Source organism: Nocardioides sp. Root240 (genome assembly GCF_001428825.1).
In the GTDB taxonomy this organism is placed as follows: domain Bacteria; phylum Actinomycetota; class Actinomycetes; order Propionibacteriales; family Nocardioidaceae; genus Nocardioides.
On sequence record NZ_LMIT01000001.1, the window covers coordinates 287,226 to 313,633 of the forward strand.

The window sequence follows — 26,408 nt, forward strand, 5'->3', positions numbered from 1 at the left end:
ATCGCCGCCGGGACCGATCACCGTCCGGCGCCTCCGGAACCCACCCGCCGTCTTCGACGGCCGGTCCCCTGGAGGGAAGGTGGTCGGGCGTCCGGGCGACTTGGTCGAGCCGCTCACCTCCGGCTTCGGGCGCGCCGATCACCCGTCGCGCAGGCTCGATCAGCCGTTGCTCCGGGTGCGTGCAGGAGGAGTCAGAAGCCGCCGTTGTCGCGGCGGCGGCGCCAGCGGGCCTGGAGGGTGGCCATGAAGCCGCCGTGGGAGTGGCCGCGGGAGCCACGGCTGCGGGGGCCGCGGGGGCTGCGGGAGCGGCCGCCGTCGACGATGCCGAAGCCCGAGGGGTGGGCCGCGATGTGGGGCTCGGTGCCGCTGGCGCGCTGGCCGCGGAGGGCCGACATCAAGACGGTCGCGGAGCCGAGCATCACGACGAAGCCGGCGACACCGACGGGCCAGTAGCCGCTGACGGCGCCGCCCATCATCACGGCCACGCCGGCGGCGAAGACGACGCCAGCGAGGATGGCGCGACGGCGGGCCGCCTGGCGCAGGGTGGTGCCGCGGAGGGTCGAGGCGAACTTCGGGTCCTCCTCGCTGAGGGCGCGCTCCATCTGCTCGAGCAGGCGAAGCTCCTCTTCTGAGAGTGGCACCGGTTCCTCCGACACGTCGCTGAACTGTGCTCCAAGTGTAGGCAGGCAATTCCCGACGGGGTAGGGCGTCCCCCGAATTTGTGCACTCGCCGTCACCGGATGGCCTGAACTGGCCATCCCGGGGGTCGGGGGGAGGAGTCCGCGGCGGACAGCAGGCTGGCCCGACGCACGGCCGACGAGCCGAACCGGCCGGCAGCCAGGTCGACCGCGCGATCGGCGTCCGGCCAGCCGGGGTCGCGCTCGCCGAGAGCGAGCTGACGGGAGTCGCCGTCGCGGACCCGGCGCAGGCCCTCGATGCGGACACCGACCAGGCGCACCGACGGCCACCGGGGTGCCATCGCGTCGAGCAGCGTGTCGAGGAGGGACACCGCGACGTCGTAGACCTCCTGGGTCACGTCGGTTGGCTCCGGCAGCGTGCGGGAGCGGTTGACGGTGGTGAAGTCGGAGAACCGGACGGTCACGGCGACGGTCCGACCGACCCGGCCGGCCGAGCGCGCCCGGGCGGCGACCTTCGAGGTCAGTCGCAGCAGCTCGCGGTGGAGGCGGGCACGATCGGTCAGGTCGACCGCGAGGGTGTGCTGGGAGCCCATGCTCCCCTCGGGCTCGCCCTCCCCGAAGCCGAACACCCCCGCTCCCCCCGGCCGCAGCTCGCTGCGGTCGGTGCCCCAGACCAGGCTGTGCAGGTGGCCGCCGAGATGACCCCCGAGCATCCGGCGCAGCTGGTCGACCGGGACCGCCGCGACGTCGCCGACGGTCATCAGGCCGAGCCGGTGCAGGCGCTGGCGGGTGGCCTCGCCGACGCCGTGGAGGACGCCGACGTCGAGCGGGTGCACCTCGGCGGCGAAGCGGTCGGGCGCGATCACCCGGACGCCGTCGGGCTTCGCGAGCCGGCTGCCGAGCTTGGCGACCGAGACCGTGGCGGCGATGCCGACCGAGCAGGTGATGCCGTGCTCCGCGCGGATCCGGGAGCGCAGCCGCTCCGCGATCGCCTCGGGTGAGCCGAACAACCGACCTGCGCCGCGCACGTCGAGGAAGGCCTCGTCGAGCGAGGTCACCTCGACGACGGGCGTGACGGTGCGGAACGTCTCCATGATCGCCTTCGACACCGGCGTGAGCACGGCGAAGTCGGGCGGCATGGTGACGGCCTGGGGACACAGCTTCCGGGCCTCCGTGCCGGACATGCCGGAGCGGATGCCGAAGCGGCGCGCGGGGTAGTTGGCCGAGAGCACCACCCCGCGATGACCACCGCCGACCACGACGGGGACCTCGTGCAGCTCAGGACGGTCGCGGATCATCACCGAGGCGTAGAACGCGTCCATGTCGATGTGCAGGATCGGGCACACCGGCGGCGCGGCCGCCGTCATGGCGCGCCGCCGCGGGGCGAGGCACCACCGGAGGGGCTGGGATCAGGCGCGGGTGGCGAGGACGTGCAGCTGGGTCGCCAGCGGGAGGTACTCGGGGCGACCGGCCACGGCGCGCTCCAGGTCGACGAGCGCCGCTGCGGCGCCCGGCTCGAGGTCGACGAGGGCGGCGGGGACCAGGTCGGTGAAGACGCGGACGGCGTGGACCGTGGTGGACTCGAACCCGGCCTCGGCGAGCAGGGTCGCGAGCTCGCCGGCCGTGAACCGGCGACCCGTGCGCCCGTCCACCGGCTCCGGGTCGTCGAGAAGCGAGCGGGCCTGCTGGAAGTGGCCGGCCATGGCCCGGGCGACCACCGCGGCGTGGCGCTGACCGACGACGAGGCTGAGCAGGCCGCCGGGACGGAGCACCTCGCCGATCCGGGCCAGGGCGAGGGCGGGATCGACCACCTCGAGCACGCCGTGGCACAGCACCACGTCGGCCGTGCCGGCGCCGACCACCTCGACCAGGTCGGTGACGTCGCCCTGCAGGCCGGTGACCTCGAGGTCGACCTCCTGCGCCCGCCGCGCGAGCGCGGCGAGGGCATCGGGGCTCGGGTCGACGACGCGGACCCGGTGGCCCGACTCCGCCAGCCGTACGGCGAAGCCGCCGGTCCCGCCGCCGAGGTCGACCACGTCCCGCGGGCCGCCGGCGAGGGCGGCCTCGAGGGCGTCCCAGACGACGGCGGTCCGCACCGAACCGCGCTGCTCGCGAGAGGCCATGCCCGAAACACTATCGGCCCTCCCTCCGGTTGCGTGCCCCGACCGGCCGAGCGCGGTCAGCCCGCCACGCGCCCGGCGAGCCGCAGCTCGACCGGGACGTGGGGAGCGAGGCCGAGGGACTGCTCGACCAGCGCCAGGAAGCGGTCGGCGTCACGGACCAGGTCGTCGGCCTCCCGCTCGGACACCGCTCGGGTGGAACCGGCCTCGGCGGCGGCCCGCTTGGCGGCGCCGGCAGCGAAGAAGGTGGCCCACTCCCCCATCTCGGGCGCGACCTCGGCGAGCAGGACCCAGGCGTTCTTCTGGGCCCGGCGACGTGGGCCGGCCGGCCGCGCACGGGCCGAGAGCAGCGCCGCCGCTGCCCGCAGGGCCGCCACGTGGGCGCACGCGTAGCGGGTGGCGACGTCGATGGACGCGACCGCCTCGCTCAGCGACTCCGCCGAGCGCAGGAGGTAGTTGTGCGTGGTCGCGGGCAGGGTGTCCGGACCGACGGGGAACGACGAGGCGTGCTGCTGCGTGACCACGGGCATCTCCTTCGAGTGGTGTTCGAACATCTGTTCGAACACTTCGAAGGTACACCCGGGCTCCGACACAAGGTCAAGAGCGCATCTGGGCGAACGGGGCTGCCGGAGGGGCGCTCAGCCCTCGGGGTGCGGCTCGTGGGCCGCGCGGGCCGCCTCGCGCACGAACTGACGCGACTGCGGGTGCCAGATGAAGACGAGCGTGACGGCGCAGATCACCGCGCCCGCGATCGCGGCCCACTCGACCAGCCGCGGTGGGTCGGTGCGCACGGTCGCGACGGTGACGAGGAAGACGCCGACGACGACGGCCGCCAGCGCGTGCCGGGCCCAGTTGTAGCCGGTGCGGAAGAGGGCGATCAGCGTCATCGCCAGGAGTGCGGTGACGCCGTAGAGGACCAGGATGACCGGCACGAACTCGACCGGCTGGACCGTGCTGTCACCGACCTGCATCGGCGACCAGACCGCACCGAGGTCGTCGCGCTGGACGACGACCATCACGCACACGGCCAGGCCTGCTGCGACCAGGAACCACAGCAGCCAGCACGCGACATCGACCGCCGGCGGTCGCTTGGTCATCCATTCCTCCTGTGTCGGCTGCGGCGCGGGGGGCGCACCGCCTCGATAGGGTCTCCCCCATGTCGGCCGAGCATCCCTCGATCGCCCGCTTCCGCGCCGAGCACGAGCTCCGCGGCGGTACGGGCGAGATCGTCATTCTGCCTGACTCGGTCCACACCGCCGCACTGGCCGCCGAGGCGCTCGGCTGCGAGGTGGGGGCGATCGCGAACAGTCTGCTCTTCGATGCCGACGGAACTCCGGTCCTGATCCTCACCTCGGGTGATCACCGCGTCGACACCGCCCTCACGAGCGAGCGGATCGGCCGCGGCACGCTGCGCCGGGCGAGCCCGGAGCTGGTCCGCGAGCACACCGGCCAGGTGATCGGCGGCGTGTCGCCGATCGGGCACCCGGCACCGGTGCCGACGTACCTCGACACCTGGCTGCAGCGCCACGACGTGGTCTGGGCCGCGGCCGGCCATCCCGCAGCGGTCTTCTCCACGTCGTACGACGAGCTGCTCGCCCTGACCGGGGCGACTCCCCTCCAGGTCGAGTAGGAGCACCACGAGCACATGGCACGCATCGTCGTCATCGGTGGCGGGCTGGGCGGGTCGGCCGCGGCCGCCCGGCTGGCCAAGCAGGGCCACGAGGTCGCCCTCCTGGAGGCGTCCCACCGGCTCGGGGGCGCCCTGGCGCCGGTCGAGCAGGACGGCTACCGCTGGGACGCCGGCCCCGCCAGCACGCTGGTCCCGGCCGCGCTGCGCGACCTGTTCCGCAAGTCGGGCCGCCCGATCGAGAACGAGCTCGGCGGCGACCTCGAGCCGCTGCCGGTGATCCGTGAGCACCGTTTCGCCGACCGCACCTCGGTGCGGCTGCCGGGCGGCTCGCGCGCCGACCAGATCGCGGCCTTCGACGAGCTGGGCCCCGGGCTCGGCGAGGTCTGGGCCCGGCACGTGGACATCTACGACGCCGTCTGGGACATCCTGCGCCGCCACTACGTCGAGGCGCCGACGACCCCCGCCGACCGCCGCAGCCTGCCCAAGGAGCTCGACGACCTCTTCAACATCCGCGAGACGCTGTTCAAGCGGCTGCGCCACGACTTCCGCGACGAGCGGCTCGCACTGGTCGCCGGCCACGTGCCGACGGCCGAGGGGCACGACCTGCGCAACGTGCCGTCGTGGGTGGGTGTGAGCAGCTACCTGGAGCAGACCTTCGGCGCCTGGCGGGTCCCCGGCGGGATGGGCCGCGTCGCCGAGCTGCTCGAGGCCCGGCTCGCGCTGCGCGAGGTCACCGTCCGCACCGGGGTCGAGGTCACCGACGTCGTGGTCCGCGACGGCCGCGTGGTCGCGGTCCGCACCAACGAGGGCGATGCCGACGCCGACGCCGTCGTGGTCGCGGTCGACCCGCGCCGCCTGCCGTCCCTGGCGACGTACGTCGAGAGGACGATGCCCGCCATCCCCCCGGTGGTGTCCCACCTCGGCCTCAGGGGCGACGTACCCCCGTTGACCCACGAGATCGTGTTCAACGCCGAGCCCATGATCATCGTGCGGCCCGGCGTCAGCGCCCCCGAGGGCGGCACCGCGTGGACCCTGCACGGGCGCGGCAAGATCGCGGAGGACATGGTGTCCGCGCTGGTGCGGCACGGCCTCGACGTCCGCGACAACATCGTCACCCGCGTGGACCTCACCCCGCGCGACCTCGTCGAGCAGTGGCGCGGCTCACCGATGGGCGTGCTGTGGCAGGGCCGGGGCACGGTCCGCGCCCGGCTCGGCCCGACCACGCCGGTCGCCGGCCTCTACCTCGCCGGTGCGCACGGTGCCCCGGGCGCCGGCGTGCCCTTCGTGGCCCAGTCGGCCGCGCTGGTGGCGGGGCTGATCGGGCCGGCCTGACGGGTACCCCGGGCGCGTCAGACCGTGATCTGCAGCGCCTCGAAGATCTCGAGCGTCGCCTTGGAGCGGTTCAGCGTGTAGAAGTGCAGGCCCGGGGCGCCGCCCGCGAGCAGCTCGTCGCACAGCTCGGCCGCGATCCGGATGCCCTCGGCGCGCACGGCGGCCGCATCACCGTCGTGGGCGCTGATCCGCTCGACGATCTCCTCCGGCACGCTGGTGCCGATCAGCTCGCCCTGGCGGCGGATGGCGCTCAGGTTCAGGATCGGCATGATGCCCGGGAGGATCGGCATGTCGACGCCGCGGGCGCGGACCCGCTCGACGAGGCCGAAGTAGTCGGAGGCGCGGAAGAACATCTGGGTCACCGCGAACTCCGCGCCGGCCCTCGCCTTCGCGACCAGCACGTCGGCGTCGTGGTCCAGCGACTCCGCCGACGGGTGGCCCTCCGGGAAGGCCGCGACGCCGACGCGGAAGCTGCCGCGGGCCCGGGCCAGCTCGACCAACTCGACGGCGTAGTTGAGGCCGCCGTCGGTGGGCGTCCAGTCGGCACGCGGGCCCTCCTGCGGGTCGCCGCGCAGCGCCAGCACGTGGGCGACGCCCTCCGCGTCGTAGGCGTCGAGGATGCTCTCGAGCTCGTCACGGGTGTGGCCGACGCAGGTCAGGTGCGCCATCGGGATGAGCGAGGTCTCGCGGGCGATGCGGCCGGTGATCGCGACCGTCTTGTCGCGGGTGCTGCCGCCGGCGCCGTAGGTCACCGAGACGAAGGTCGGGCGGTACGGCTCGAGCGCGCGGATCGCCTCCCACAGCTGGGCCTCGCCGGCCTCGTCCTTGGGAGGGAAGAACTCGAAGGAGTACGAGCGCCCACCCTCACGGATGAGCTCCCCGAGCGAACGACCTGCACCAGTCACCATGGGCCGCAGTGTAGGTCGACCTGACCTCGCCGACCCGGGCATCTCGGCAACTGTGACGCTTCACTACTGTGACCGGGTGACTGAGCAGCGCTGGGACCCGACCTCCTTCCGAGCCGAGGTCCAGGCCACGCTCGACGCCTTCCTGGCCGAGCAGACCGACCGGCTCGCGCCGCTCGGCGCCGACGCGGCCCGCCTGCTCACCGAGGCCCGCGCCACGGTCTCCGGCGGCAAGCGCTTCCGGGCCGCCTTCTGCCAGTGGGGGTACGCCGCCGTCGCCGGCGTCCCCAGCGGCACCGACGCCGCCGCGGTGCTGCGCGCGTCCGCCGCCCTCGAGCTGCTGCACGCCAGCGCCCTCGTCCACGACGACCTGATGGACGCCTCCGACACCCGCCGCGGCCGGGCCGCGACGCACCGCGGCTTCGAGGCCGAGCACCGCGCCGACGGCTGGCGCGGCGACCCGGTCCAGTACGGCGCCGCGGCCGCCATCCTGCTCGGCGACCTGTTGCTGTCGTGGGCCGACGAGCTGGTCCGGCGCTGCGGCCTGGGCTGGGAGCGGGTCGGCCCCGCGCTCGAGGTGTTCGACCTGTGCCGCTCCGAGGTGATCGCCGGCCAGTTCCTGGACGTCTCCGTGCAGGCCCGCGGCCGGGCCTCGGTCGCCCAGGCCACGACGGTGCTGCGCTACAAGTCGGCGAAGTACTCCATCGAGCGCCCGCTGCACGTCGGTGCCGCGCTCGCCGGCGCCGACGCCGCGACCCTCGACCGGCTCACCGCCTTCGGCCTCCCGCTCGGCGAGGCCTTCCAGCTGCGCGACGACCTGCTCGGCGTCTTCGGCGACCCGGCCACGACCGGCAAGCCCGCCGGCGACGACCTGGTCGAGGGCAAGCGCACGGTCCTGGTCGCGCTCGCGATCGACGCCGCCTCCCCCGAGGACGCCGCCCGTCTCGACGCCGCCCTGGGCACGCCGCTCGGCGAGGCCGAGATCGCCGGGTTGCGCGCCATCATCGACGGCTGCGGCGCGCGCGAGCAGGTCGAGACGATGATCGACGACCTCGCGACGCAGGCCGTCGGCGCGCTCCGGGCCGGTCAGGCCGAGGAGGGCTGGGACGCCGGCGCCTGCCAGGTCCTCGAGCAGCTCGCGACGGCGGCGACCCGACGGATCCGCTGACCCGGTCCGTCACGCGGATCCTTCAGACGCGGCCCAGCACCGCGAACATCGTGACCGCCATGAATGCCTGTCCCGCGTCCTGGGCGGCCCGGATCTCGTCGACCAGCTGATCGCACTCGGCCTGCGTGACCACGCCGGCGGCCCGGGCGTCCTCGAGGGACTTCTGCACGAGCACCAGCAGCGCCCCGGGCGGCGGGACGACCGCCGTGGCGGCGACGTCGGGGTCGACGGTCAGGCCGGTCCGGACGAGCTGGCCGGGCAGGTGGCGGCCCGCGTGCGGGTTCGGGGACTGGCTGTCGCGGAAGTCCCAGAGGCGTCGGAGGAGCTCGGGGTCGCCGGGCGTCTGGACCGCCGTGCCCCAGTCGGAGTCGATGACGACCAGGCGGCCGCCGGGCCGCAGCACCCGGGCGAACTCGCCCACCGCACCGGCCGGATCGGTCAGGTGCTGGAAGACCCGCTCACACCGGACGACGTCGACGCTGGCGTCCTCGAACGGCAGGTCCGTCGCCTCCGCGTCGAGGTACGTCGCGCCCGTGCCGGAGGACCGCTCGGTCGCGACCGCCCGCAGCCCGGCGTGCGGCTCGATGCCGATCGCCCGCCCCGACTCCCCGACCGCGGCGGCGAGGCGTCGTACCTCCGCGCCGGTGCCGCTGCCGACGTCGACCGCCGTCTCGCCCGGCTGCGGGTCCAGCGCGGCCATCGCCCAGTCGCGCAGGCGCAGCACGCCCGGCAGGGACTCCTGCATGTCGAGCACGAAGACCTGGCCCGCGGTGTCGGCCGAGGCGTCCTCGGCGACGTTCCCGCGATGGAAGGACGTGGCGGTCAGCCCCGCCAGCGCGTCGGTGTCGGCCATGTCCCGAACCTAGCCACGGGCCGCCGGCTTGCCCATGGCCCGGACGGGTGGTTGCCCAGCCTGGCCCAGCCTGGCTCAGTCCAGCAGCGGTACGGCGTCGTCGGGTCCCGGACCGCGGAGCAGGACCTCGATCGGCGGGTCGTCGTCGCCGCGGTGCGCGAGGACGTCGACGACGACGGGGAACCACCGCAGGTCGGCGCGCGCGAAGCCGCCCCACGCGTCCCACAGCAGCACCGTCGGGCCGGCGAGGTCGCGCAGGCAGTCGTTGAGGGCGTCGAGGTTCTGCCCGTAGTGCGCGGGGAACGCGAGCGCCTCGCCGAGCGCCCGGAGGACGTCCGGCAGGGACTCGCGGCCGGCGCCGTCGAGGTGGGCGAACGCCCAGCCGGCGTGCTCGGTGGCCGCGCGGACGTCGTCGACGTCGAGCGCGGACTCCCAGCGGTGCACGCCCGCGGTGCGGCGGCCGGCGAGGACCGCGGCGAGGCCGCTCATGTCCGGGGTCCCCGCGGAGTCGTGCGCTGGAGGAGCGAAGCGGAGAACTCCGTGGGGTGGTTCATGGCCGGATCCTCTCGAAGGACGCGTAGTGGTCCTCGGTCCAGTACAGCTCTCCCTCGTCGCCCGCGATGATCCGCCGGGCGCCGCGGTGGTCGAGGCCGGGCGTCTCGACGGTGTACTCGGCGTAGTAGCCGCGGCCGCGGTCGGGCAGCACACCCTCGAAGTTGCCGAAGGTGGACCCGTCCTTGCCGGGGTACGGGAACGGACCGCCGGCGTCGATCAGCTCGACCGTCTCGGCGGCCTCGGGCGGCAGGTCGGCGAGGTCGACGTACGGCAGGCCGTCCTCGTCACGGTCGGCCTGCTGCGGCTCGGAGGTGCGGGACGGTGCGGGCGTCGGCGTGCTGGACGCCGCGACCGACGAGCGGTCGTCGGCCCGCCCGGTGTCCGAGGCGTCGTCGTCGCGGCTCTGCAGCCACCACACGGCGACCAGCAGCAGGACCGTGACGACCGTCGAGATCGCCTTGGTCGTACGACGCGACACGCGTCAGAACCCGAGCGCCTGGGCCCGCCGCTTGGCCTCCGCGCCGCGGTTCTCGTGCAGCGCGTCGATCGGGCGGCCGGGGAGGTCGGCGTCGAGGAAGATCCACGCGATGCACTCGCGGTCGTCGAAGCCCTGGTCGTGCAGCGAGGTGAGCAGGCCGGGCAGGCCCTTCACCGGCTCGCCGTCGACGATGAACAGGGCGGGGATGCCCTGGCGCACGCCCTGGCCGGGCTCGCCGGGAACGGCGGCGGCGAGCTGGTGCTCGCGCACCATCGTGCGCACCTTGGCCGGCGTGACGCCGAGCAGCTCGGCGGCCTCGTCCCAGGACAGCCACGCGTCGACGAGGGTGACGAGGTCCTGCTGGGCAAGGGGGATGTCGCTCATGGGGCCATCTTCCCCCAACCCGCGCACGAGGAGGCGGTCGGGATCACACCGGCGTGGCCACCGGGAGTGTGAGGACGTGCGCCGTACGATGTCCCCTCCCGGCCACTTCCCCGGCCGGTCCAGCGGAGCATGCACAGGAGGGTCGCTGTGCACGAAGACAAGCGTGCTCGCGGCGACGCCGCCGCGCGGACCGGCGACCCCGCAGGAGCGGCCCGCACCGAGGACCACCAGTACGGCCGGCTCCTCGACGGCCGCTACCGGATCGGCCCGCGGATCGCCCGCGGCGGCATGGCCAGCGTCTACGAGGCCGTCGACACCCGCCTCGACCGGACCGTCGCGGTCAAGATCATGCACCCCGGTCTCGGCGACGCGACCCAGGACGACGACTCGTTCGCGCGGCGCTTCGTGCGCGAGGCCAAGGCCGCCGCCCGCCTCTCGCACCCGAACGTGGTCGCGGTGTTCGACCAGGGCCGCGACGAGAGCGACGGCACGACGTACCTCGTCATGGAGTACGTCCCCGGCCACACCCTGCGCGACACGATCAGCAAGGAAGCGCCGATGTCGCCCGAGCGGGCCCTCGCGATCCTGGACCCGGTGCTCTCCGCGCTCGCCTCGGCGCACCGTGCGGGCCTGATCCACCGCGACGTGAAGCCCGAGAACGTGCTGATCGCCGACGACGGCCGGATCAAGGTCGCCGACTTCGGCCTCGCGAGGGCCGTCTCGTCCGAGACCCAGCACACCGCGACCAGCGGCGTGCTGATCGGAACCGTGTCCTACCTCGCCCCCGAGCTGGTCGTCGAGCAGCGGGCCGACGCCCGCGCCGACGTGTACGCCGTCGGCGTGATCCTGTTCGAGCTGCTCACCGGCACCAAGCCGCACACCGGCGAGACGCCGATCGCGGTGGCCTACCGGCACGTGCACCACGACGTCCCCCTGCCGTCGACCGTCGTCCCGGGCATCCCGGCGTACGTCGACGCGCTGGTCGCCCGCGCGACGACCCGCGACCCCAGCCTGCGCCCCTCCGACGCGACGGTGCTGATGCACCACGTGCGCCGCGTGGTCCAGGCTCTGCACGACGGTGTCCGCGAGGACCCCGAGCTGGTCGCCGACCTGCTGCCGACGGCTCGCGCGGTGGAGGCCGCCGAGGAGGTCGGCAGCGACACCACCCCCGAGCCGGTCAGCTCCCTGTGGGACGGCATGCCCGACCTGCTGCCGGCGCCCGGTCGCGAGCAGACGACGGTGCGCGAGCAGACGACGGTGATCGAGTCCGGTCCCCCGGCACCGCCGCCCCCGACACCCCGGCCCAGCCGGCCGATCCCCGACGACGGCGGCCGCCCGGTGCAGCGCCGCAGCAGGCGTGGGCTGGCGCTCGCGCTGGTGGTCGTCCTGCTGGTGGCTGCCGTCGCGGCCGGCGGCTACTGGTTCGGCTGGGGCCGCTACACCTCGACCCCGAGCGTGGTGGGGCTCGAGCAGGCCGCCGCCGAGGCGAAGCTCGACGACGCCGGCCTCGGCACCGACGTCGAGCAGGTCTACTCCGACAGCGTCGAGCCCGGCGTCGTCGTGTCGACCGACCCGCGCCCGGGCGCCCGCATCCTCCCCGGCGACGACGTGACGCTGACCGTCTCGCGCGGCCCGGAGGTCTACGACGTCCCCGACCTCGCCGGCCTCACCGTCGACCAGGCCGAGGACAGGCTCGCCGAGGTCAAGATGGTGCTCGGCCGCCAGGTCCCGAAGTACTCCGAGACCGTACCCAAGGGGCAGATCGTCCGTAGCAACCCCGCCTTCGGCACGCCCGCCGCCAAGGCGCTGCCCGTCTCGACCGCGATCTCCGTCGTGGTCAGCAAGGGCAAGCAGCCGATCAAGGTCGGCAAGTGGGTCGGCAAGGACGCCGACAAGCTCGAGAAGGCGCTGGAGAAGCGCGGCCTGCAGGTGAAGGTCACCGACACCGAGTACAGCGACGACATCCCCGAGGGGCACGTCATCAGCCACACCCCGGCGTCGGGGGTCGTCTACCGGGGCGACAAGATCGAGCTCGTCGTCTCGAAGGGACCGGAGCTCGTCACCGTCCCGTCGGTCCGGTACATGTCGACCAGCGCCGCCATCGAGAAGCTCGAGGACCTCGGCTTCGACGTCGACAAGCAGAAGGCGACCATCTACCTGACCGGCCAGGTCGCCTGGGACACCGATCCGGGCTCGGGCACCCGGGTGCGCAAGGGCAGCACCGTCATCCTCTATGTCGTCTGAGGCCCGGCGTCCGGTCCTGCTCGCGACGCTGGCCCTGCTGGGCATGACCGCGTGCTGGGGCTCGACCTTCTTCCTGATCAAGGACCTGCTCGAACGGGTCCCGACCGTCGACTTCCTGGCCGTCCGCTTCCTCCTCGCCGGGGCGGTGATGCTGCTGGCGGCGCCGCGCGCGATCGCCCGCCTGTCCGCCGACGTACGGCGTCGGGCGCTGGTGCTCGGCGCCCTGTACGGCGTCGCGCAGATCCTGCAGACCGCCGGCCTCGCTCACACCCCGGCCAGTGTGTCCGGCTTCATCACCGGCCTGTACGTCGTCGCGACCCCGGTGCTGGCGGCGGCCGTGCTGCGGACCCGGATCAATGCAGGCACCTGGGCCGCGGTGGTGCTGGCGACCGCAGGGCTCGGGGTGCTGACGCTCGACGGCCTCTCGATCGGGTACGGCGAGGCGATCACCCTGGTCGCGGCGTTGCTGTACGCCGCGCACATCGTCGGACTCGGCGCGTGGTCGACGCCGGCGGACGCGATCGGCATGTCGATCCTGCAGGTGCTGGTGATCGCCGGCATCTGCCTCGTGGCCGCGCTGGTGTCGGGCGAGGCGGGCATCGTGCTGCCGGAGCGTGGCAGCGACTGGGCGTCCCTGATCTACATGGCCCTGGTGGCCGGCGCAGCCGCGATGCTCGCGCAGACGTGGGCGCAGTCCCACCTGCCGCCGACCCGCAGCGCGATCATCATGAGCATGGAGCCGGTGTTCGCGGCGTTCTTCGCGGTCCTGCTCGGCGGGGAGTCGGTGACCGGCCGGATGGTCCTCGGCGGGGTGATGGTGCTGATGGCGATGCTGGTGGTGGAGGCGCTGCCACGCCGGCACATCGAGGGCGAGGTCACCCACCTCGCCGTGTGACCGCGAGGCTGGATTTCCGTGCGGGCCGGGCGCACCATGGAGGTCTGGGGGGTGTCCCTGAGGAGAGCACCATGGCCGGTCACATCATCCACGTCCACACCACCATCCCGGCTCCGCCGGAGCAGGTCTGGGACGTCATCACCGACATCGCGCACGCCGACACGGTGCTGCGCAGCGTCAGCGAGAGCGAGCTGCTGACCGAGGGCGGCTACGACGTCGGCACGTCGTGGCGCGAGCGCCGTACGCTCTTCGGGCACCACGGTCCCGAGCGCCTGCAGGTGGTCGAGTCCGAGCCGCCGCTGCGCACGGTGGTCGAGGCCGAGGTCGGCGACGACGTGATCCGCACGGCCTACCGGCTCACGCCCGCCGGACCGGACCGCCAGCGCACCCGCCTGGCGATGACGACCACGGTCGAGATGAGCCACCGCTCGCCCGTGTCGCGCGCGATCTGGGCGGTCTTCGGCGGGTTCAGCTACGACCAGAGCCGCAAGGTCCTGGAGCACGACCTGGAGGACATCGAGGCCGAGGCCTGCCGTCGCGCCATGACCGGCTGACGGGTCGCCGGTCTCGTCTTCGACCGGCCTGCCGGGGCCCGCTCAGGGTACGGTGAGGCCGCGATGAGCACCCCGACGTACTGCACCAGCTGCGGGCACGAGCTCGGGGTCGGGCGCTTCTGCACCAACTGTGGCAAGCCGGTGCCCGGCCGACACCCCGAGGCGACGCCCGGTCTCGGAGCGACCCCTGCGGAGGTCGGTGCCACCGCAGGGCCCACCGTCCCGCCGCCCGCGACCCAGCTGCCGCCGCAGGCGCGCTACCCCCTCTTCGCGGACGGCGAGCCGACCGTCGTACGAGCGCCGGACGCACCGCCCGCCATCCTGCCCCCGCCGGCGATGCCCGCTGAGCGACGCGGCACGCCGGGCTGGCTGCCGTGGCTGGTCGGTCTGGCGTTGCTCGCGGTGATCGCGGGGCTGGGCGGGTTCCTCCTCGCGAGCGGCGGGGACGACGACAAGGCCGCCGACGAGCGGTCGAGCGACGGCCCGAGCGCCGGTGCCCCGTCCGACGACGCCGCGCCGCCGTCCGAGCCCGAGCAGCCCGACAGCACCGGCACCGGCGCCCCGGTCGCGCCCCCCGACCCGGTCGACGTCGTCGACCTGACCACCGGCATCCGTGCCGAGGTGCCCGCGGTCGCGCCGCCGAGCCGCGACAGCAACAACCGTCCGGTCCGCTACAGCGCGCGCAAGATGTGGGACGGCAAGGCCCGCACCACGTGGCGGATGCCCGGCGACGGCACCGGCCAGACGATCACCTTCGACCTCGGCCGCGACGTCGTCCTCACCGAGGTCGGCATGATCAACGGCTACGCCAAGGTCGACGGCCCCAACGACTGGTACGCCGCCAACCGGCGCATCCGCACGGTCCAGTGGGAGTTCGACGACGGCACCCGGATCACCCAGGAGCTCGGCGACGACAGGCAGGTCCAGATGGCGCAGATCGGCGCGGTCGCGACGCGGACGGTCACGGTGCACCTGCTGGCCGTCAGCGAGCCCGGCGCGGGCACGGCCGGGCGTGACTTCACCGCGATCAGCGAGGTCCGCTTCCTCGGCACTGCGGCCTGACCACCTGCTGAGACACCTGCTGCGGTTTGGGACCAAACCGCAACATCTCGGGTCCCGGAGATGCGGTTCCTGCCCAATCGGGACGGTCAGTCGAGGAGACCGGCGAGCACCGTCGCGGCAGCCTCCGCGTCCGCGCGGGACACGTCGAGGCGAGTCGCGATCCGGGCGGCGCTCACTTGCGGCGGAGGTTCTCCGCGACCTGGAAGGCGAGCTCCAGGGACTGCACGCGGTTGAGGCGCGGGTCGACGACCGACTCGTAGCGGTGGGCGAGGCCGAGCTCGTCGAGCTGCTCGCCGCCGCCGATGATCTCGGTGACGTCGTCGCCGGTGTTCTCGACCAGGATGCCGGCCGGGACGGTGCCCAGGGCGCGGTGGACCTCGAAGAAGCCGAGGACCTCGTCGAGGACGTCCTCGAACCGGCGCGTCTTGTAGCCGTTGGAGGCCTCGAAGGTGTTGCCGTGCATCGCGTCGCACACCCACGCCACGTCGACACCCTCGGCGGTGACCTTCTCGACCAGCGGCGGCAGGCCGTCGCGGATCTTGCCCGCACCGAAGCGGGTGATGAAGGTCAGCCGGCCCGGCTCGTTGGTCGGGTTCAGCCGGGCGGCCAGCGCCAGCGCGTCGTCGGCGGTCGCCGTCGGGCCGAGCTTGCAGCCGATGGGGTTGCGGATGTGGCTGAAGTACTCGACGTGCGCGCCGTCGAGCTGGCGGGTGCGCTCGCCGATCCAGACCATGTGGCCGGAGACGTTGTAGGGCTGCTCGGTGCGCGAGTCGATGCGCGTCATCGCGTGCTCGTACTCCATGAGCAGCGCCTCGTGCGAGGAGTAGAAGTCGACGCGGTGGAACTCGTCCGGGTCGGCGCCGATCGCCTGCATGAAGGTGAGTGCGCGGTCGATCTCGGCGGCCATCGCCTCGTAGTGCTGGCCGACCGGGCTGTTGCGCACGAACTCGGAGTTCCACGTGTGGACCTGGCGCAGGTCGGCGTAGCCACCGGTGGTGAAGGCCCGCACGAGGTTCAGCGTCGACGCGGACGCGTGGTAGACGTCGAGGAGGCGCTGCGGGTCGTGGCGCCGCGACTCCGGGGTGAACTCGAAGCCGTTGACCGCGTCGCCGCGGTAGGCCGGCAGGGTGACGCCGTCGCGCGTCTCGTCGTTGGACGAGCGCGGCTTGGCGTACTGGCCGGCGAGGCGGCCGACCTTGACGACCGGGACCGACGCGGCGTAGGTCAGCACGACCGCCATCTGCAGCAGGACCCGCAGCTTGTTGCGGGTGTTGTCGGCGGTCGCGTCGACGAAGGTCTCCGCGCAGTCGCCGCCCTGGAGCAGGAAGGCCTCACCACGGCTGGCGGCGGCGATCTTGGCCTTGAGCTCGTCGCACTCGCCCGCAAAGACCAGCGGGGGAAGCGTGCGCAGCCGGTCGACGACAGCGGCCAGGGCCGCAGGGTCGTCGTAGGTGGGCTGCTGCTTCGCGCCGATGGCGTGCAACTGCTCGAGGGACGGAAGGGTGCTCACGCGACGAGTTTACGGCGCGGCACGAGCGGCCGCCGACTCGGCGGCCGCCCGTGGACTGCGCCGGACCTGCGCGGCCCCTGCCCGGGACGTACGGCGGTCAGACCGGGTCGTCCGTCGGGTCGACGTCCATGTGCTCGATGTCGGCGAAGTGGCCGCCCTCCGGCTTGTGGAGGAGCCGGGTCAGCAGCCACAGCACGACGCCGAGGCCGAGCAGGCCGGCGGCGATCTTGTACTGGATCATGTCCGCCTCCAGGCGGGCCCAGGGGCCGAGCAGGTAGGCACACAGGATCGCGCCCAGCACCGGGACGACGGTCGGCGCGCGGAAGCCCTTCGACGGCTCGCGCCGCAGGACGAGGCAGGCGACGTTGACGATCGTGAACACCGCCAGCAGGAGCAGCGCCGTCGTACCGGACAGCGAGGCGACGATGGTGCTCTCGGAGCCGAGCCGGACGTAGGTGATCAGCGCGAACGCCAGCAGGGTCGTGAACGCGATCGCGACGTACGGCGAGCGGCGGCCCGGCAGCACCTTGCCGAGCACGGGCGGGAGCACGTTCTGCCGGGCCATGCCGTAGATCAGGCGGCTCGCCATCAGCATGTTGATCAGCGCGGTGTTGGCGACCGCGAAGACCGTCATGAACGGGAAGAAGTCGTCGATCGGCAGGTCCGGCGCGCCGATCTTGACGACGTCGATGAGGATGCCGGCCTCGGCGTTGGTCGGTGCGCCGATCCTGTCGGCGGGGATCACGGCGACCACGGACACCGCGACGAGCATGTAGATGATCACCGCGATGCCGAGTCCGGTGAGCATCATCCTCGGGAAGATCCGCTGCGGGTCCTTGGTCTCCTCGACCATGTTGACCGAGTCCTCGAAGCCGACCATCGAGAAGAAGGCGATGGCCGTCGCGACCGTGACCGCCATGAACAGCCCCTTGTCGTCCGGGCTCTCGAAGACGGTGATCCGATCGAGGTCGCCGTCGCCCTTGCCGATGACGTAGAACCCGATGCCGATCACGATGGCCAGCGCGGTCATCTCCACGATCGTGAGCACGACGTTGAACTTCACGCTCTCGCCGACGCCGCGCAGGTTGATCGCTGCCAGCACCAGCATGAACGTCAGTGCCACGGCGAGCACCAGGCCCTTGCTCGGCGCATCGTTGCCGAACCCGATCAGCAGGTTGGAGGCGAGCAGTCCCGACGAGGTCGACGCGCTGGTGATGCCCGAGCAGACCACGGTGAAGGCGACCAGGAAGGTCACGAAGTGGATGCCGAACGCCTTGTGGGCGTAGAGCGCGGCCCCGGCCGCCTGGGGGTACTTCGTGACCAGCTCGAGGTAGGAGAAGGCCGTCAGCGTCGCGATCGCGAAGGCGACCAGGAAGGGCAGCCAGGCAACACCGCCGACCTGGCCCGCGAGGCGCCCGGTGACGGCGTACACGCCGGCACCGAGGATGTCGCCGACGATGAAGAGCAGGAGCAGTCCCGGGCCCAGGACCCGCTTGAGCTCGGGCTGGTCCTGCTGGGCCGGCTGGCCGCCGGTACCTACGTATTCGGTGGTCATGGAGCTGTTCCCTTCCCCGATTCGGAGCGTCGCTTCCGTCCATCACCCTCGCGCAGGCGAGGGCGAAACGGAAGCATTTGCCTCCTGGACGGGCGTGGCGATGTCGAGTCGACGCAGCAGGAGCAGGCAGGCCTCGGCGTACGGGTTGTCGGCGGTACGGCGGGCCACCTCGTCCCAGTCGACCTGCTCCCGCACGGCACGGGCGACCGGGAGGATGGCGGTCAGGTCGCACGCATGCTCCTCCATCGCACCCAGCTTGTCGGCCATCAGGACGGTCGCCGGCAGCACCGGCATCCGTACGGACTCGACCTCGCGGACCTCGGCGTCGTCGAACCGGCTCCGCGTGATCGGCTCGCCGTCGACACGGAAGATCACGTCGACCATCGCCTCGTCGATGAAGACCTTGAACAGCCAGTCCTCCGGAGGTTGGACGACGACCAGGTCACGTGCCGCGAGCAGGTCACGGGCGCGCACGGCGTCCTCCTCGGCCACCATGAAGTCCACGTCGTGGTCGGGCTCGGGACCTCCGAGCGCCCACAGGCCGTAGCTCCCGGCGAGCGCGAACGGCGTCTCGCCCTCCTTCAGGACGACCGCCACCAGCTTGAGCGCCTCACGCAGCATCCGTGTCATCACCTCGGGCCGGGAGGTACCCCGCCTCCGGTCGACCAGCCTTCCCCGGTTCTTCGCCGGTTCGCGGGTACCGGAACGGTGATGAGGCTGGTCACCTTCAACATCCTGAACGGGCGCCGCCCGGAGGACGACGTGGTCGACACGCAGGTCCTGTCGGCCGCCGTCCGCGAGCTCGCCCCCGACGTGCTGGCCCTCCAGGAGGTCGACCGCAACCAGCAGCGCTCCGGGCACGCCGACCTGACCGCGGTCGCGGCGGAGGCGATGGGCGCGCCGTACCACCGGTTCGTGGCGGCGCTCGCGGGCAGCCCGGGCGCCACGTGGACGGCGGCCACCGGCCGCGAGCAGCCCGAGGACGCGGCCTACGGCATCGCGCTCCTCAGCAGGTTCGAGGTGACGGGCTGGGAGGTCGTGCGACTGCCGGTGCTGCCGGTGCAGGTCCCCATGCGCTTCCGCGGCCAGGTCCGCCCGTCGCTGGTGCGCGACGAGCCGCGGGTGGCGGTGGCGGCGTCGGTCCGCACCCCGGCCGGGGACCTGACCGTCGCGACCACCCACCTGTCGTTCATCCGATGGTGGAACGGGCGGCAGCTGGCGCACCTGTCCCGCGCGCTGTCGGGCGCACACCGGCCGCTGCTGGTCACCGGCGACCTCAACATGGACGCGGCCCGCGCGTCCCGGATCACGGGCCTCCGGTCGCTGGCCGACCGCGCGACGTACCCGGCCGCGGAGCCCGTCGAGCAGCTCGACCACGTCCTCGCCGACCGCCCGCTGCGGGCGCTCGCCCAGGCGCGGGCGATGGATCTCTCCGACCACCGGGCGCTGGTGGTCGACCTCGACCTCGACGACTGACTCGTCGTACCCGGACGATCAGCCGAAGAAGACCTGCGCCTCGGCGTATTCCTTGGGGCTGACGAGCTTCAGCTCGCCGGTGCCCTCGATCAACGGCACCCGGACGATGTCCGTGCCGCGAAGGGCGACCATGACGCCGAAGTCGCCCTCGGCGACGGCGTCGATCGCCTGCAGCCCGAAGCGGGTCGCGAGCCAGCGGTCGAAGGCGGTCGGCGTGCCGCCGCGCTGCACGTGGCCGAGCACGACGGCGCGCGCCTCCGTGCCGGTGCGCTGCTCGATCTCGTGCGCCAGCCGGTCACCGATGCCGCCGAGGCGGACGTGCCCGAACGCGTCCTTCTCGCCACTGACCAACGTCATGCCGGTGCCGTCGGCCGGCACCGCGCCCTCGGAGACCACGATGATCGGTGCGTACTCGCTGCGGAAGCGGGTCTCGACGTGCGCGCACACCGCGTCGATGTCGAAGGGCGCCTCGGGGATCAGCACTGCGCTCGCGCCACCGGCGATGCCTGCGTGCAGCGCGATCCAGCCGGCGTGCCGGCCCATCACCTCCACGACGAGCACGCGGTGGTGCGACTCCGCGGTCGTGTGCAGCCGGTCGATCGCCTCGGTCGCGATGTTCACCGCCGTGTCGAACCCGAAGGTGAAGTCGGTGCCGGACAGGTCGTTGTCGATCGTCTTGGGTACGCCGACCACGGCGACCCCCAGGTCGGCCAGCTTCGTCGCGACACCCAGCGTGTCCTCGCCGCCGATCGCCACGAGGGCGTCGACGCCGGCGGCCGCGAGGTTCTCGCGGATCCGCTCCACACCGCCCTCGACGGCGAAGGGGTTGGTCCGCGAGGAGCCGAGGATGGTGCCACCCCGGGGCAGGATCCCGCGGCACTGCTCGATCCCGAGCGGCATGGTGAGGCCCTCGAGTGGCCCTCGCCAGCCGTCCCGGAAGCCCAGGAACTCGAATCCGTGGTCCTTGACGCCCTTGCGGACGACGGCCCGGATCACGGCGTTCAGGCCCGGGCAGTCGCCACCACCGGTCAGCACTCCGACGCGCATGCGACCAACCTACGCCCGGAGCACGGGGTCAGGCACCGAGCCGGAGCCCGGACGCGCCGTCGAAGACGTGGACCGCGGCGGGATCGACGGCGAGCCGCACCTCCTGGCCGCGCCGGAGGCCGGTGCGCTGGTCGAGGCGGACCACGATCTGCGGGACCAGCTCTCCGGCGGGGCGGGCGGCGAGGTCGACGCCGGGGGGCGTGGCGTACAGGTAGGAGTCGGCGCCGAGCTCCTCGACGACCTGAACGGTGACGGCGAAGCCGTCCTCCTGCGGGCCCACGACCCGCCAGGCCTCGGGCCGTACGCCGAGGGTGACCGCACCCGAGGCCTGGGCCGCGGCCGCGCGCGGGATGACGAAGTCGACGCCGTCGACCACCGCGACACCGTCGCCGGAGGTACGACCGGAGAGCAGGTTCATCGCCGGCGAGCCGATGAAGCCGGCAACGAAGGCGTTGGCGGGCCGGTCGAACAGGGCGAGCGGGGTGTCGACCTGCTGCAGGACGCCGTCCTTCATGACGGCGACGCGGTCGCCCATCGTCATCGCCTCGACCTGGTCGTGGGTGACGTAGACCGTCGTGACGCCCAGCCGACGCTGCAGCGCGGCGATCTGGGTGCGGGTCGAGACGCGGAGCTTGGCGTCGAGGTTCGACAACGGCTCGTCCATGCAGAAGACCTGGGGCTGGCGCACGATCGCGCGTCCCATGGCGACCCGCTGTCGCTGGCCACCGGAGAGGGCGCGTGGCTTGCGGTCGAGGACACCCTCGAGGTCGAGCAGGCGCGCTGCCTCGGCGACGCGGGCACGCCGTTCGGCCCTGGGCACGCCGGCGATCTTCAGCGCGAAGGCCATGTTGTCGGCGACCGACAGGTGGGGGTAGAGCGCGTAGGTCTGGAAGACCATCGCGATGTCGCGGTCCTTGGGCGCCACGTCGGTGACGTCCTGCTCACCGATCCTGATCGAACCGGAGGTGACCGGCTCCAGGCCGGCCAGCATCCTCAGCGAGGTCGACTTCCCGCACCCGGAAGGACCGACGAGCACCATGAACTCGCCGTCCTCGATCGTCAGGTCGAGTGCATCGACCGCGGGACGCTCCGCGCCGGGATAGCGGTAGGTCGCCTGGTCGAACCGGACCTCGGCCATGTCGACTCCTCTCCGACCGGGACGCACGCCCGGTGACGCGGCTCACAGTAGGCGAACCATTCAGGCACGTCCAGTGGAAGCGCTCCCACAAGCCCGCGCGACCCGGACTGCGCCCAGAAACTCGGCTCTTGACGTCGAATGTGACCCATGTCATGGTGTGCGGGCCGACAGAAATGGAAGCGCTCTCACTCCCCAGGAACCTCCACTCGGCAGACTCCACACCACGCGCCCCACCCCCCGAGGAGCATCACCGTGCACCACATCCGTCGATCCACCCGACTGCTCGCCTCGGCAGCCGTCGCGTCGCTCGTCCTCGTGACGAGCGCCTGCGGCTCCAGCGACGACCCGACCAAGTCCGCCGAGCAGGAGAAGCTCGGCGACGGTGAGGCGCTCACCATCACCACCTTCGGCGAGTTCGGCTACGACGCGCTCATCAAGGAGTGGAACGCCGCGCACCCCGACATCCCGGTGAAGCAGACCAAGGTCGGCAAGTGGGACGTGTGGAAGGCGGACCTCCAGACCAAGATGCAGGCCAACAAGGGCCTGCCGGACGTGGTCGCGATCGAGGGCGACTTCATCCCCGCACTGGTGGCCGCTCCCGAGCGCTGGGTCGACCTCTCCTCCGACGAGGTCGACGGACGCTGGCTCGACTTCAAGGAGAAGGCCGCGCGGACGGAGGACGGCGCGCTGCTCGGCTACGCGACCGACGCCGGCCCCGAGGCGATCTGCTACCGCGCCGACCTCTTCGAGAAGGCCGGCCTCCCCACCGACCGGGCCGAGGTGGCCGCGCTGCTCGGCACGTGGGACGACTTCTTCGCCACGGGCGAGAAGTTCAAGAAGGCCGTCCCGGACGCGAACTGGTACGACGCCTCCGGCTCCGTCGCGCAGGCCATGCTCAACCAGGTCGAGTTCCCCTTCGAGAAGGCCGACAACACCGTCGACGTCAGCTCGCCCGAGCTGCGCGCCGTGTTCGACACGGTCGCCGATCACATCGACCTCGGGTCGAAGGCCGCGCAGTGGAGCGCTGACTGGACCGCCTCCTTCAAGAAGGGCGGCGTCGCCACCGTCGCCTGCCCCGGCTGGATGCGCGCCAACATCAAGTCCAACCAGGGCGACCCTGCTCCGAAGGGCGTCCAGTGGGACATCGCCGACGTCTTCCCCGGCGGGGGCGGCAACTGGGGCGGCTCCTACCTCGCGGTCCCCAAGTCGTCCACGCACCAGGAGGAGGCCCAGGAGTTCGCCGCCTGGCTGACGGCCCCGGAGCAGCAGGCGAAGGTCTTCGCCGTCACCGGCAACTTCCCGTCGCAGGTCGAGGCGCTGGCCGACCCGGACGTCATCGGTGGCACGGACCCGTACTTCAACGACGCTCCGGCCGGTGAGATCTTCTCCAACCGCGCCGCCGCGATCACGGTCCAGCCGTACCACGGCCCGCTCTACTCCGACATCCTGCAGAAGTTCCAGGACGCCATCAACCGCGTCGACCAGGGCACCGACGCCGACAAGTCGTGGGAGACCTTCCTCTCCGACGTGGCCGCGCTGCAGTGACCCAGCAGGTCCCGGGCTCGCCCGCCGGAGAGGTCACCGCGACCTCCCCGGCGGGCGGACCGCCTCCCCCGACCGACGGGCCCGACCGGCCCGTCCCGCACGGGAGCGACGCCGCCCACCGGCGGCTGCTCCGGCGGCAGCGCCGCTCGCGCTGGGACCTGAAGCTGTCGCCGTACCTCTACGTCTCGCCGTTCTTCGTCCTCTTCGCGCTCGTCGGGCTCTTCCCCCTGCTCTACACCGGGTTCCTGGCCGTCCACGACTGGAACCGTGCCTACTACGTCCGCGGCGAGTACGTCGGGCTCGACAACTTCACGTGGGTGCTGCACGACCCGGTCTTCCGGAAGTCGCTGGTCAACACCTTCTCGATCTTCCTGATGAGCTCGGTGCCGCAGGTGCTGCTGGCGGTCTCGATCGCGGGCCTCCTCGACAACCGCCTGCGGGGACGCACCTTCTGGCGGATGAGCGTGCTGCTGCCCTTCGTGGTGGCGCCCGCGGCCGCCGTCCTGATCTTCGGCAGCCTGTTCGCCGACCAGTCGGGCGTCGTGAACGGCTTCCTGCGCGAGCTCGGCTTCGACGGCATCCGCTGGCACGTCGACCGCTGGTGGAGCCACCTCGCGATCGCGGGCATGGTCAACTGGCGCTGGACCGGCTACAACGCGCTGATCTTCCTGGCCGCGATGCAGGCGGTCCCCCGCGACCTCTACGAGGCGGCCGCGCTCGACGGTGCCGGGCGGGTCCGCCAGTTCCTCTCGGTCACCCTGCCGATGATCCGGCCGACGATGGTCTTCGTCATCGTCACCAGCACGATCGGCGGCCTGCAGGTCTTCACCGAGCCGCGGCTGTTCGACGACACCCCCAGCCGGGAGGGCGGCGCCGACCACCAGTTCATGACGACCACGCTCTACGTCTACGTGAAGGGCATCGAGGACCAGTTCTACGGCCGGGCCTCGGCCGCCGCCTGGATCCTCTTCCTGATCATCGTCGCGATCGCGGTCCTCAACTTCGCCCTGACCCGCCTTCTCACCCGTAGGAGCGCCTCGTGAACCGCCGCCCGGGCTTCCTCGTGTACGGCCTGCTCGCCGCGTTCGTGCTGGGCTCGGCACTGCCGCTCTACTGGTCGTTCGTCATCGGCTCGCACACCAAGGCGGAGGCGGAGCAGTTCCCACCGCCGATCCTGCCGGGCGGACACTTCCTCGAGAACGCCCGCAAGGTGCTCGACACCATCGACTTCTGGCAGTCGCTGGCCAACTCGCTGATCGTGTCGACGGCGTGCGCCGCCTCCGTCGTGTTCTTCTCCACGCTGGCCGGCTACGCCTTCGCCAAGCTCCGGTTCCGCGGCAGCAACGTGCTGATGGGCTTCGTCGTCCTCACCATGGCGGTCCCGGTGCAGCTGGCGATGGTCCCGCTCTTCATCCTGATGCGGGACTACCAGCTACTCGACACCCTCGCCGCGGTCGCGCTGCCCACGCTGGTCACCGCGTTCGGCGTCTTCTTCATGCGGCAGTACCTCGTCGACGCCGTGCCCGAGGAGCTGATCGAGGCCGCCCGGATGGACGGCTGCACCATGCTGCGGACCTTCTGGACCGTGGCCGTGCCGGCCGCCCGCCCGGCGATGGCGATCCTGTTCCTCTTCACCTTCATGCAGGTGTGGACCGACTACATGTGGCCGCTCGTCGCGCTCGACACGAAGAACACCCTGCAGACGGCGCTCGACGCCCTCGCCGTGACCGGCCAGGGCCAGACCACCGACTACGCACTCGTCCTCGCAGGCACCGGGATGGCCACCCTCCCGCTGCTCCTGCTCTTCGTCCTCGCCGGTCGCCAGCTGGTCACCGGCATCATGCAAGGAGCCGTCAAGGGATGACCCCCACGACCCCGACCACCGACCTGCTCACGTTCCCGGCCGACTTCCTCTGGGGCGCCGCCACGGCGTCGTACCAGATCGAGGGGGCGGTGGACGCCGACGGCCGCACGCCGTCCATCTGGGACACCTTCAGCCGCGTGCCCGGCGCGGTGCGCAACGGCGACACCGGCGACGTCGCGTGCGACCACTACCGCCGCATGCCCGAGGACGTCGACCTGGTGCGCGAGCTGGGCTTCGGGTCCTACCGGTTCTCCATCGCCTGGCCACGAGTGCGCCCCGACGGCGGTGCGCCCAATCCCGCAGGCATCGGGTTCTACGACCGCCTGGTCGACGAGCTGCTCGGCGCCGGCGTGCTGCCGTGGGCGACGCTCTACCACTGGGACCTCCCCCAGTCGCTGGAGGACGCCGACGGCTGGCTGAACCGCGACACCGCCGAGCGGTACGTCGAGTACGCCCTGACCGTGCACGACGCACTCGGCGACCGCGTGCACCACTGGACGACCTTCAACGAGCCGTGGTGCAGCGCCTTCCTCGGCTACACCGGCGGCCAGCACGCGCCGGGGCGCCAGGAGGGCGTTGCCGGCGTCATCGCCGCGCACCACCTGATGCTCGCCCACGGACGCGCGCTCGACGAGCTGCGGCGGCGCGCTCCCGGCGACCAGCTGGGCATCACCCTCAACCTCACGCTCTCCGAGCCCTTCGACGCGAGCGAGCCGGCCGACGTCGCCGCTGCCGAGCGCGTCGACCAGCTGTGGAACCGGGTCTTCCTCGACCCCGTCCTCCGCGGCAAGTACGACGACGGCCTGGCCGCGCACACCCGGGACATGACCTGGCGCGGGCGCACCTGGCAGGACTTCGTGCAGGACGGCGACCTCGAGCTGATCGGCGCCCCCATCGACTTCCTGGGCGTGAACTACTACCACGGCGACGCGGCGTCGGGTCGCGAGCACCCCGCCGCCGACCTGCTCGGATCCCGGATCCCCCACCCGACCCGGGCGACGAGCTCGCCCTTCCCCGGCGGCGAGCGCCTCTCCTTCCCGCGCCGTGGCCTGCCGGTCACCGGCATCGACTGGGAGGTCCAGCCCGAGGGGCTGACCGACCTGCTGGTCGGCCTGCACCGCGACTACGACCTGCCGCCGGTCTACATCACCGAGAACGGTGCGGCCTACCCCGACGAGGTGGCGGCCGACGGCACGGTGAGCGACCCGGAGCGGGTCGCCTACTTCGACGGGCACCTGCGCGCGCTGCGCGCCGCGATGGCGGCCGGCGTGGACGTCCGCGGCTACTTCGCGTGGTCGCTGCTCGACAACTTCGAGTGGGCCTACGGCTACGAGCAGCGGTTCGGCATCGTCCACTGCGACTTCGCGACCCAGCGGCGCACCCCCAAGGCGAGCGCGCTCCAGCTCGCCGAGGTCGCCCGCACCGGGCGCCTGCCGGAAGTCCGTTAGCGTGCCC

At 72.5% G+C, this 26,408-nt stretch carries 27 protein-coding genes; 12 read left to right on the forward strand and 15 right to left on the reverse strand.

The annotated features are described in order from the left end of the window. Positions 1 to 191: 191 nt before the first annotated feature. The 5 genes from ASE20_RS01300 to ASE20_RS01320 all read right to left on the reverse strand — a co-directional run bounded on the left by ASE20_RS01300 (position 192) and on the right by ASE20_RS01320 (position 3,855). Positions 192 to 641 (reverse strand): DUF3040 domain-containing protein, encoded by a 450-nt coding sequence (locus ASE20_RS01300; protein WP_056892720.1) that lies wholly within the window; start codon positions 639 to 641, stop codon positions 192 to 194. A 92-nt stretch (positions 642 to 733) separates the two neighbouring features. Continuing rightward, positions 734 to 2,005 carry a DNA polymerase IV gene (gene dinB / locus ASE20_RS01305; protein ID WP_200952673.1) on the reverse strand — a complete coding sequence of 424 codons (1,272 nt, stop codon included), beginning with the start codon at positions 2,003 to 2,005 and terminating at the stop codon, positions 734 to 736. Between the two features lie 42 nt (positions 2,006 to 2,047). Continuing rightward, positions 2,048 to 2,761, reverse strand: a complete 714-nt coding sequence (locus ASE20_RS01310; RefSeq protein WP_056892721.1) for a methyltransferase domain-containing protein — start codon at positions 2,759 to 2,761, stop codon at positions 2,048 to 2,050. A gap of 56 nt (positions 2,762 to 2,817) precedes the next feature. Further along, positions 2,818 to 3,282: an SAV_6107 family HEPN domain-containing protein gene (locus tag ASE20_RS01315; protein WP_225868996.1), complete on the reverse strand. Its 465-nt coding sequence runs from the start codon at positions 3,280 to 3,282 to the stop codon at positions 2,818 to 2,820. A 114-nt stretch (positions 3,283 to 3,396) separates the two neighbouring features. Next, on the reverse strand, positions 3,397 to 3,855 hold the full coding sequence (locus tag ASE20_RS01320; protein WP_056892722.1) for a hypothetical protein: 459 nt from the start codon (positions 3,853 to 3,855) through the stop codon (positions 3,397 to 3,399). A 59-nt stretch (positions 3,856 to 3,914) separates the two neighbouring features. On the opposite strand from ASE20_RS01320, the gene ASE20_RS01325 reads away from it, so the two are divergent. After that, positions 3,915 to 4,388 (forward strand): YbaK/EbsC family protein, encoded by a 474-nt coding sequence (locus ASE20_RS01325; RefSeq protein WP_056892723.1) that lies wholly within the window; start codon positions 3,915 to 3,917, stop codon positions 4,386 to 4,388. 15 nt (positions 4,389 to 4,403) lie between these two features. Then, positions 4,404 to 5,720, forward strand: a complete 1,317-nt coding sequence (locus ASE20_RS01330) for a phytoene desaturase family protein (RefSeq protein WP_056892724.1) — start codon at positions 4,404 to 4,406, stop codon at positions 5,718 to 5,720. A 17-nt stretch (positions 5,721 to 5,737) separates the two neighbouring features. Here ASE20_RS01330 and metF read toward each other — a convergent pair whose 3' ends face one another. Beyond that, positions 5,738 to 6,628: a methylenetetrahydrofolate reductase [NAD(P)H] gene (gene metF / locus ASE20_RS01335; protein WP_056892725.1), complete on the reverse strand. Its 891-nt coding sequence runs from the start codon at positions 6,626 to 6,628 to the stop codon at positions 5,738 to 5,740. 76 nt (positions 6,629 to 6,704) lie between these two features. Here metF and ASE20_RS01340 point away from each other — a divergent pair, with 76 nt between their 5' ends. Then, complete coding sequence (locus ASE20_RS01340; RefSeq protein WP_056892726.1) at positions 6,705 to 7,793, forward strand: polyprenyl synthetase family protein; 1,089 nt, start codon at positions 6,705 to 6,707, stop codon at positions 7,791 to 7,793. 22 nt (positions 7,794 to 7,815) lie between these two features. Here ASE20_RS01340 and ASE20_RS01345 read toward each other — a convergent pair whose 3' ends face one another. The 4 genes from ASE20_RS01345 to ASE20_RS01360 form a co-directional block, all read right to left on the reverse strand. Continuing rightward, positions 7,816 to 8,646: a methyltransferase domain-containing protein gene (locus ASE20_RS01345; protein ID WP_056892727.1), complete on the reverse strand. Its 831-nt coding sequence runs from the start codon at positions 8,644 to 8,646 to the stop codon at positions 7,816 to 7,818. A gap of 75 nt (positions 8,647 to 8,721) precedes the next feature. Then, positions 8,722 to 9,135: a barstar family protein gene (locus ASE20_RS01350; protein WP_056892728.1), complete on the reverse strand. Its 414-nt coding sequence runs from the start codon at positions 9,133 to 9,135 to the stop codon at positions 8,722 to 8,724. A 61-nt stretch (positions 9,136 to 9,196) separates the two neighbouring features. Beyond that, positions 9,197 to 9,679 (reverse strand): ribonuclease domain-containing protein, encoded by a 483-nt coding sequence (locus ASE20_RS01355; protein WP_056892729.1) that lies wholly within the window; start codon positions 9,677 to 9,679, stop codon positions 9,197 to 9,199. Positions 9,680 to 9,682: 3 nt separating this feature from the next. Next, positions 9,683 to 10,063, reverse strand: coding sequence for an Rv2175c family DNA-binding protein (locus ASE20_RS01360; protein WP_056892730.1), 381 nt, complete (start codon positions 10,061 to 10,063; stop codon positions 9,683 to 9,685). A gap of 147 nt (positions 10,064 to 10,210) precedes the next feature. Between ASE20_RS01360 and pknB the strand changes: the two genes are divergently transcribed. The 4 genes from pknB (at position 10,211) to ASE20_RS01380 (ending at position 14,818) form a co-directional block, all read left to right on the forward strand. Continuing rightward, entirely contained in the window at positions 10,211 to 12,307 is a 2,097-nt protein-coding gene (gene pknB, locus ASE20_RS01365) for a Stk1 family PASTA domain-containing Ser/Thr kinase (protein WP_225868997.1), read from the forward strand. Next, on the forward strand, positions 12,297 to 13,202 hold the full coding sequence (locus tag ASE20_RS01370; RefSeq protein WP_056892732.1) for a DMT family transporter: 906 nt from the start codon (positions 12,297 to 12,299) through the stop codon (positions 13,200 to 13,202). Before pknB ends, ASE20_RS01370 begins: the two co-directional genes overlap by 11 nt. A 71-nt stretch (positions 13,203 to 13,273) precedes the next feature. After that, positions 13,274 to 13,756, forward strand: coding sequence for an SRPBCC family protein (locus ASE20_RS01375; RefSeq protein WP_056892733.1), 483 nt, complete (start codon positions 13,274 to 13,276; stop codon positions 13,754 to 13,756). A gap of 63 nt (positions 13,757 to 13,819) precedes the next feature. Next, positions 13,820 to 14,818 carry a zinc ribbon domain-containing protein gene (locus ASE20_RS01380; RefSeq protein ID WP_056892734.1) on the forward strand — a complete coding sequence of 333 codons (999 nt, stop codon included), beginning with the start codon at positions 13,820 to 13,822 and terminating at the stop codon, positions 14,816 to 14,818. A gap of 172 nt (positions 14,819 to 14,990) precedes the next feature. On the opposite strand, the gene ASE20_RS01385 is transcribed toward ASE20_RS01380, so the two are convergent. From ASE20_RS01385 to ASE20_RS01395, 3 genes are all read right to left on the reverse strand, one after another. Beyond that, the gene (locus ASE20_RS01385; RefSeq protein ID WP_056892735.1) at positions 14,991 to 16,328 is read right to left on the reverse strand and encodes a class II 3-deoxy-7-phosphoheptulonate synthase; all 1,338 of its coding nucleotides are present in this window, start codon (positions 16,326 to 16,328) and stop codon (positions 14,991 to 14,993) included. 97 nt (positions 16,329 to 16,425) lie between these two features. Continuing rightward, positions 16,426 to 17,883, reverse strand: a complete 1,458-nt coding sequence (locus ASE20_RS01390; protein ID WP_056892736.1) for an APC family permease — start codon at positions 17,881 to 17,883, stop codon at positions 16,426 to 16,428. 42 nt (positions 17,884 to 17,925) lie between these two features. Next, the gene (locus ASE20_RS01395; RefSeq protein ID WP_056892737.1) at positions 17,926 to 18,504 is read right to left on the reverse strand and encodes a hypothetical protein; all 579 of its coding nucleotides are present in this window, start codon (positions 18,502 to 18,504) and stop codon (positions 17,926 to 17,928) included. A 90-nt stretch (positions 18,505 to 18,594) separates the two neighbouring features. Here ASE20_RS01395 and ASE20_RS01400 point away from each other — a divergent pair, with 90 nt between their 5' ends. Next, a complete protein-coding gene (locus ASE20_RS01400) occupies positions 18,595 to 19,359 on the forward strand; it encodes an endonuclease/exonuclease/phosphatase family protein (RefSeq protein ID WP_056892738.1) in 765 nt (254 codons plus the stop codon). Between the two features lie 18 nt (positions 19,360 to 19,377). Here ASE20_RS01400 and ASE20_RS01405 read toward each other — a convergent pair whose 3' ends face one another. Continuing rightward, the gene (locus ASE20_RS01405) at positions 19,378 to 20,406 is read right to left on the reverse strand and encodes a 6-phosphofructokinase (protein ID WP_056892739.1); all 1,029 of its coding nucleotides are present in this window, start codon (positions 20,404 to 20,406) and stop codon (positions 19,378 to 19,380) included. Between the two features lie 28 nt (positions 20,407 to 20,434). After that, complete coding sequence (locus tag ASE20_RS01410; protein WP_056892740.1) at positions 20,435 to 21,544, reverse strand: ABC transporter ATP-binding protein; 1,110 nt, start codon at positions 21,542 to 21,544, stop codon at positions 20,435 to 20,437. Between the two features lie 252 nt (positions 21,545 to 21,796). Here ASE20_RS01410 and ASE20_RS01415 point away from each other — a divergent pair, with 252 nt between their 5' ends. The 4 genes from ASE20_RS01415 to ASE20_RS01430 are packed head-to-tail and all read left to right on the forward strand — an operon-like array spanning position 21,797 to position 26,401. Beyond that, positions 21,797 to 23,089 (forward strand): ABC transporter substrate-binding protein, encoded by a 1,293-nt coding sequence (locus ASE20_RS01415; protein WP_056892741.1) that lies wholly within the window; start codon positions 21,797 to 21,799, stop codon positions 23,087 to 23,089. Then, positions 23,086 to 24,132 carry a carbohydrate ABC transporter permease gene (locus tag ASE20_RS01420; RefSeq protein WP_082612046.1) on the forward strand — a complete coding sequence of 349 codons (1,047 nt, stop codon included), beginning with the start codon at positions 23,086 to 23,088 and terminating at the stop codon, positions 24,130 to 24,132. Before ASE20_RS01415 ends, ASE20_RS01420 begins: the two co-directional genes overlap by 4 nt. Next, the gene (locus ASE20_RS01425) at positions 24,129 to 24,953 is read left to right on the forward strand and encodes a carbohydrate ABC transporter permease (protein WP_056892742.1); all 825 of its coding nucleotides are present in this window, start codon (positions 24,129 to 24,131) and stop codon (positions 24,951 to 24,953) included. The genes ASE20_RS01420 and ASE20_RS01425 overlap by 4 nt, the downstream gene beginning before the upstream one ends. Next, positions 24,950 to 26,401 (forward strand): GH1 family beta-glucosidase, encoded by a 1,452-nt coding sequence (locus ASE20_RS01430; protein WP_056892743.1) that lies wholly within the window; start codon positions 24,950 to 24,952, stop codon positions 26,399 to 26,401. Before ASE20_RS01425 ends, ASE20_RS01430 begins: the two co-directional genes overlap by 4 nt. The last annotated feature ends 7 nt before the right edge of the window (positions 26,402 to 26,408 follow it).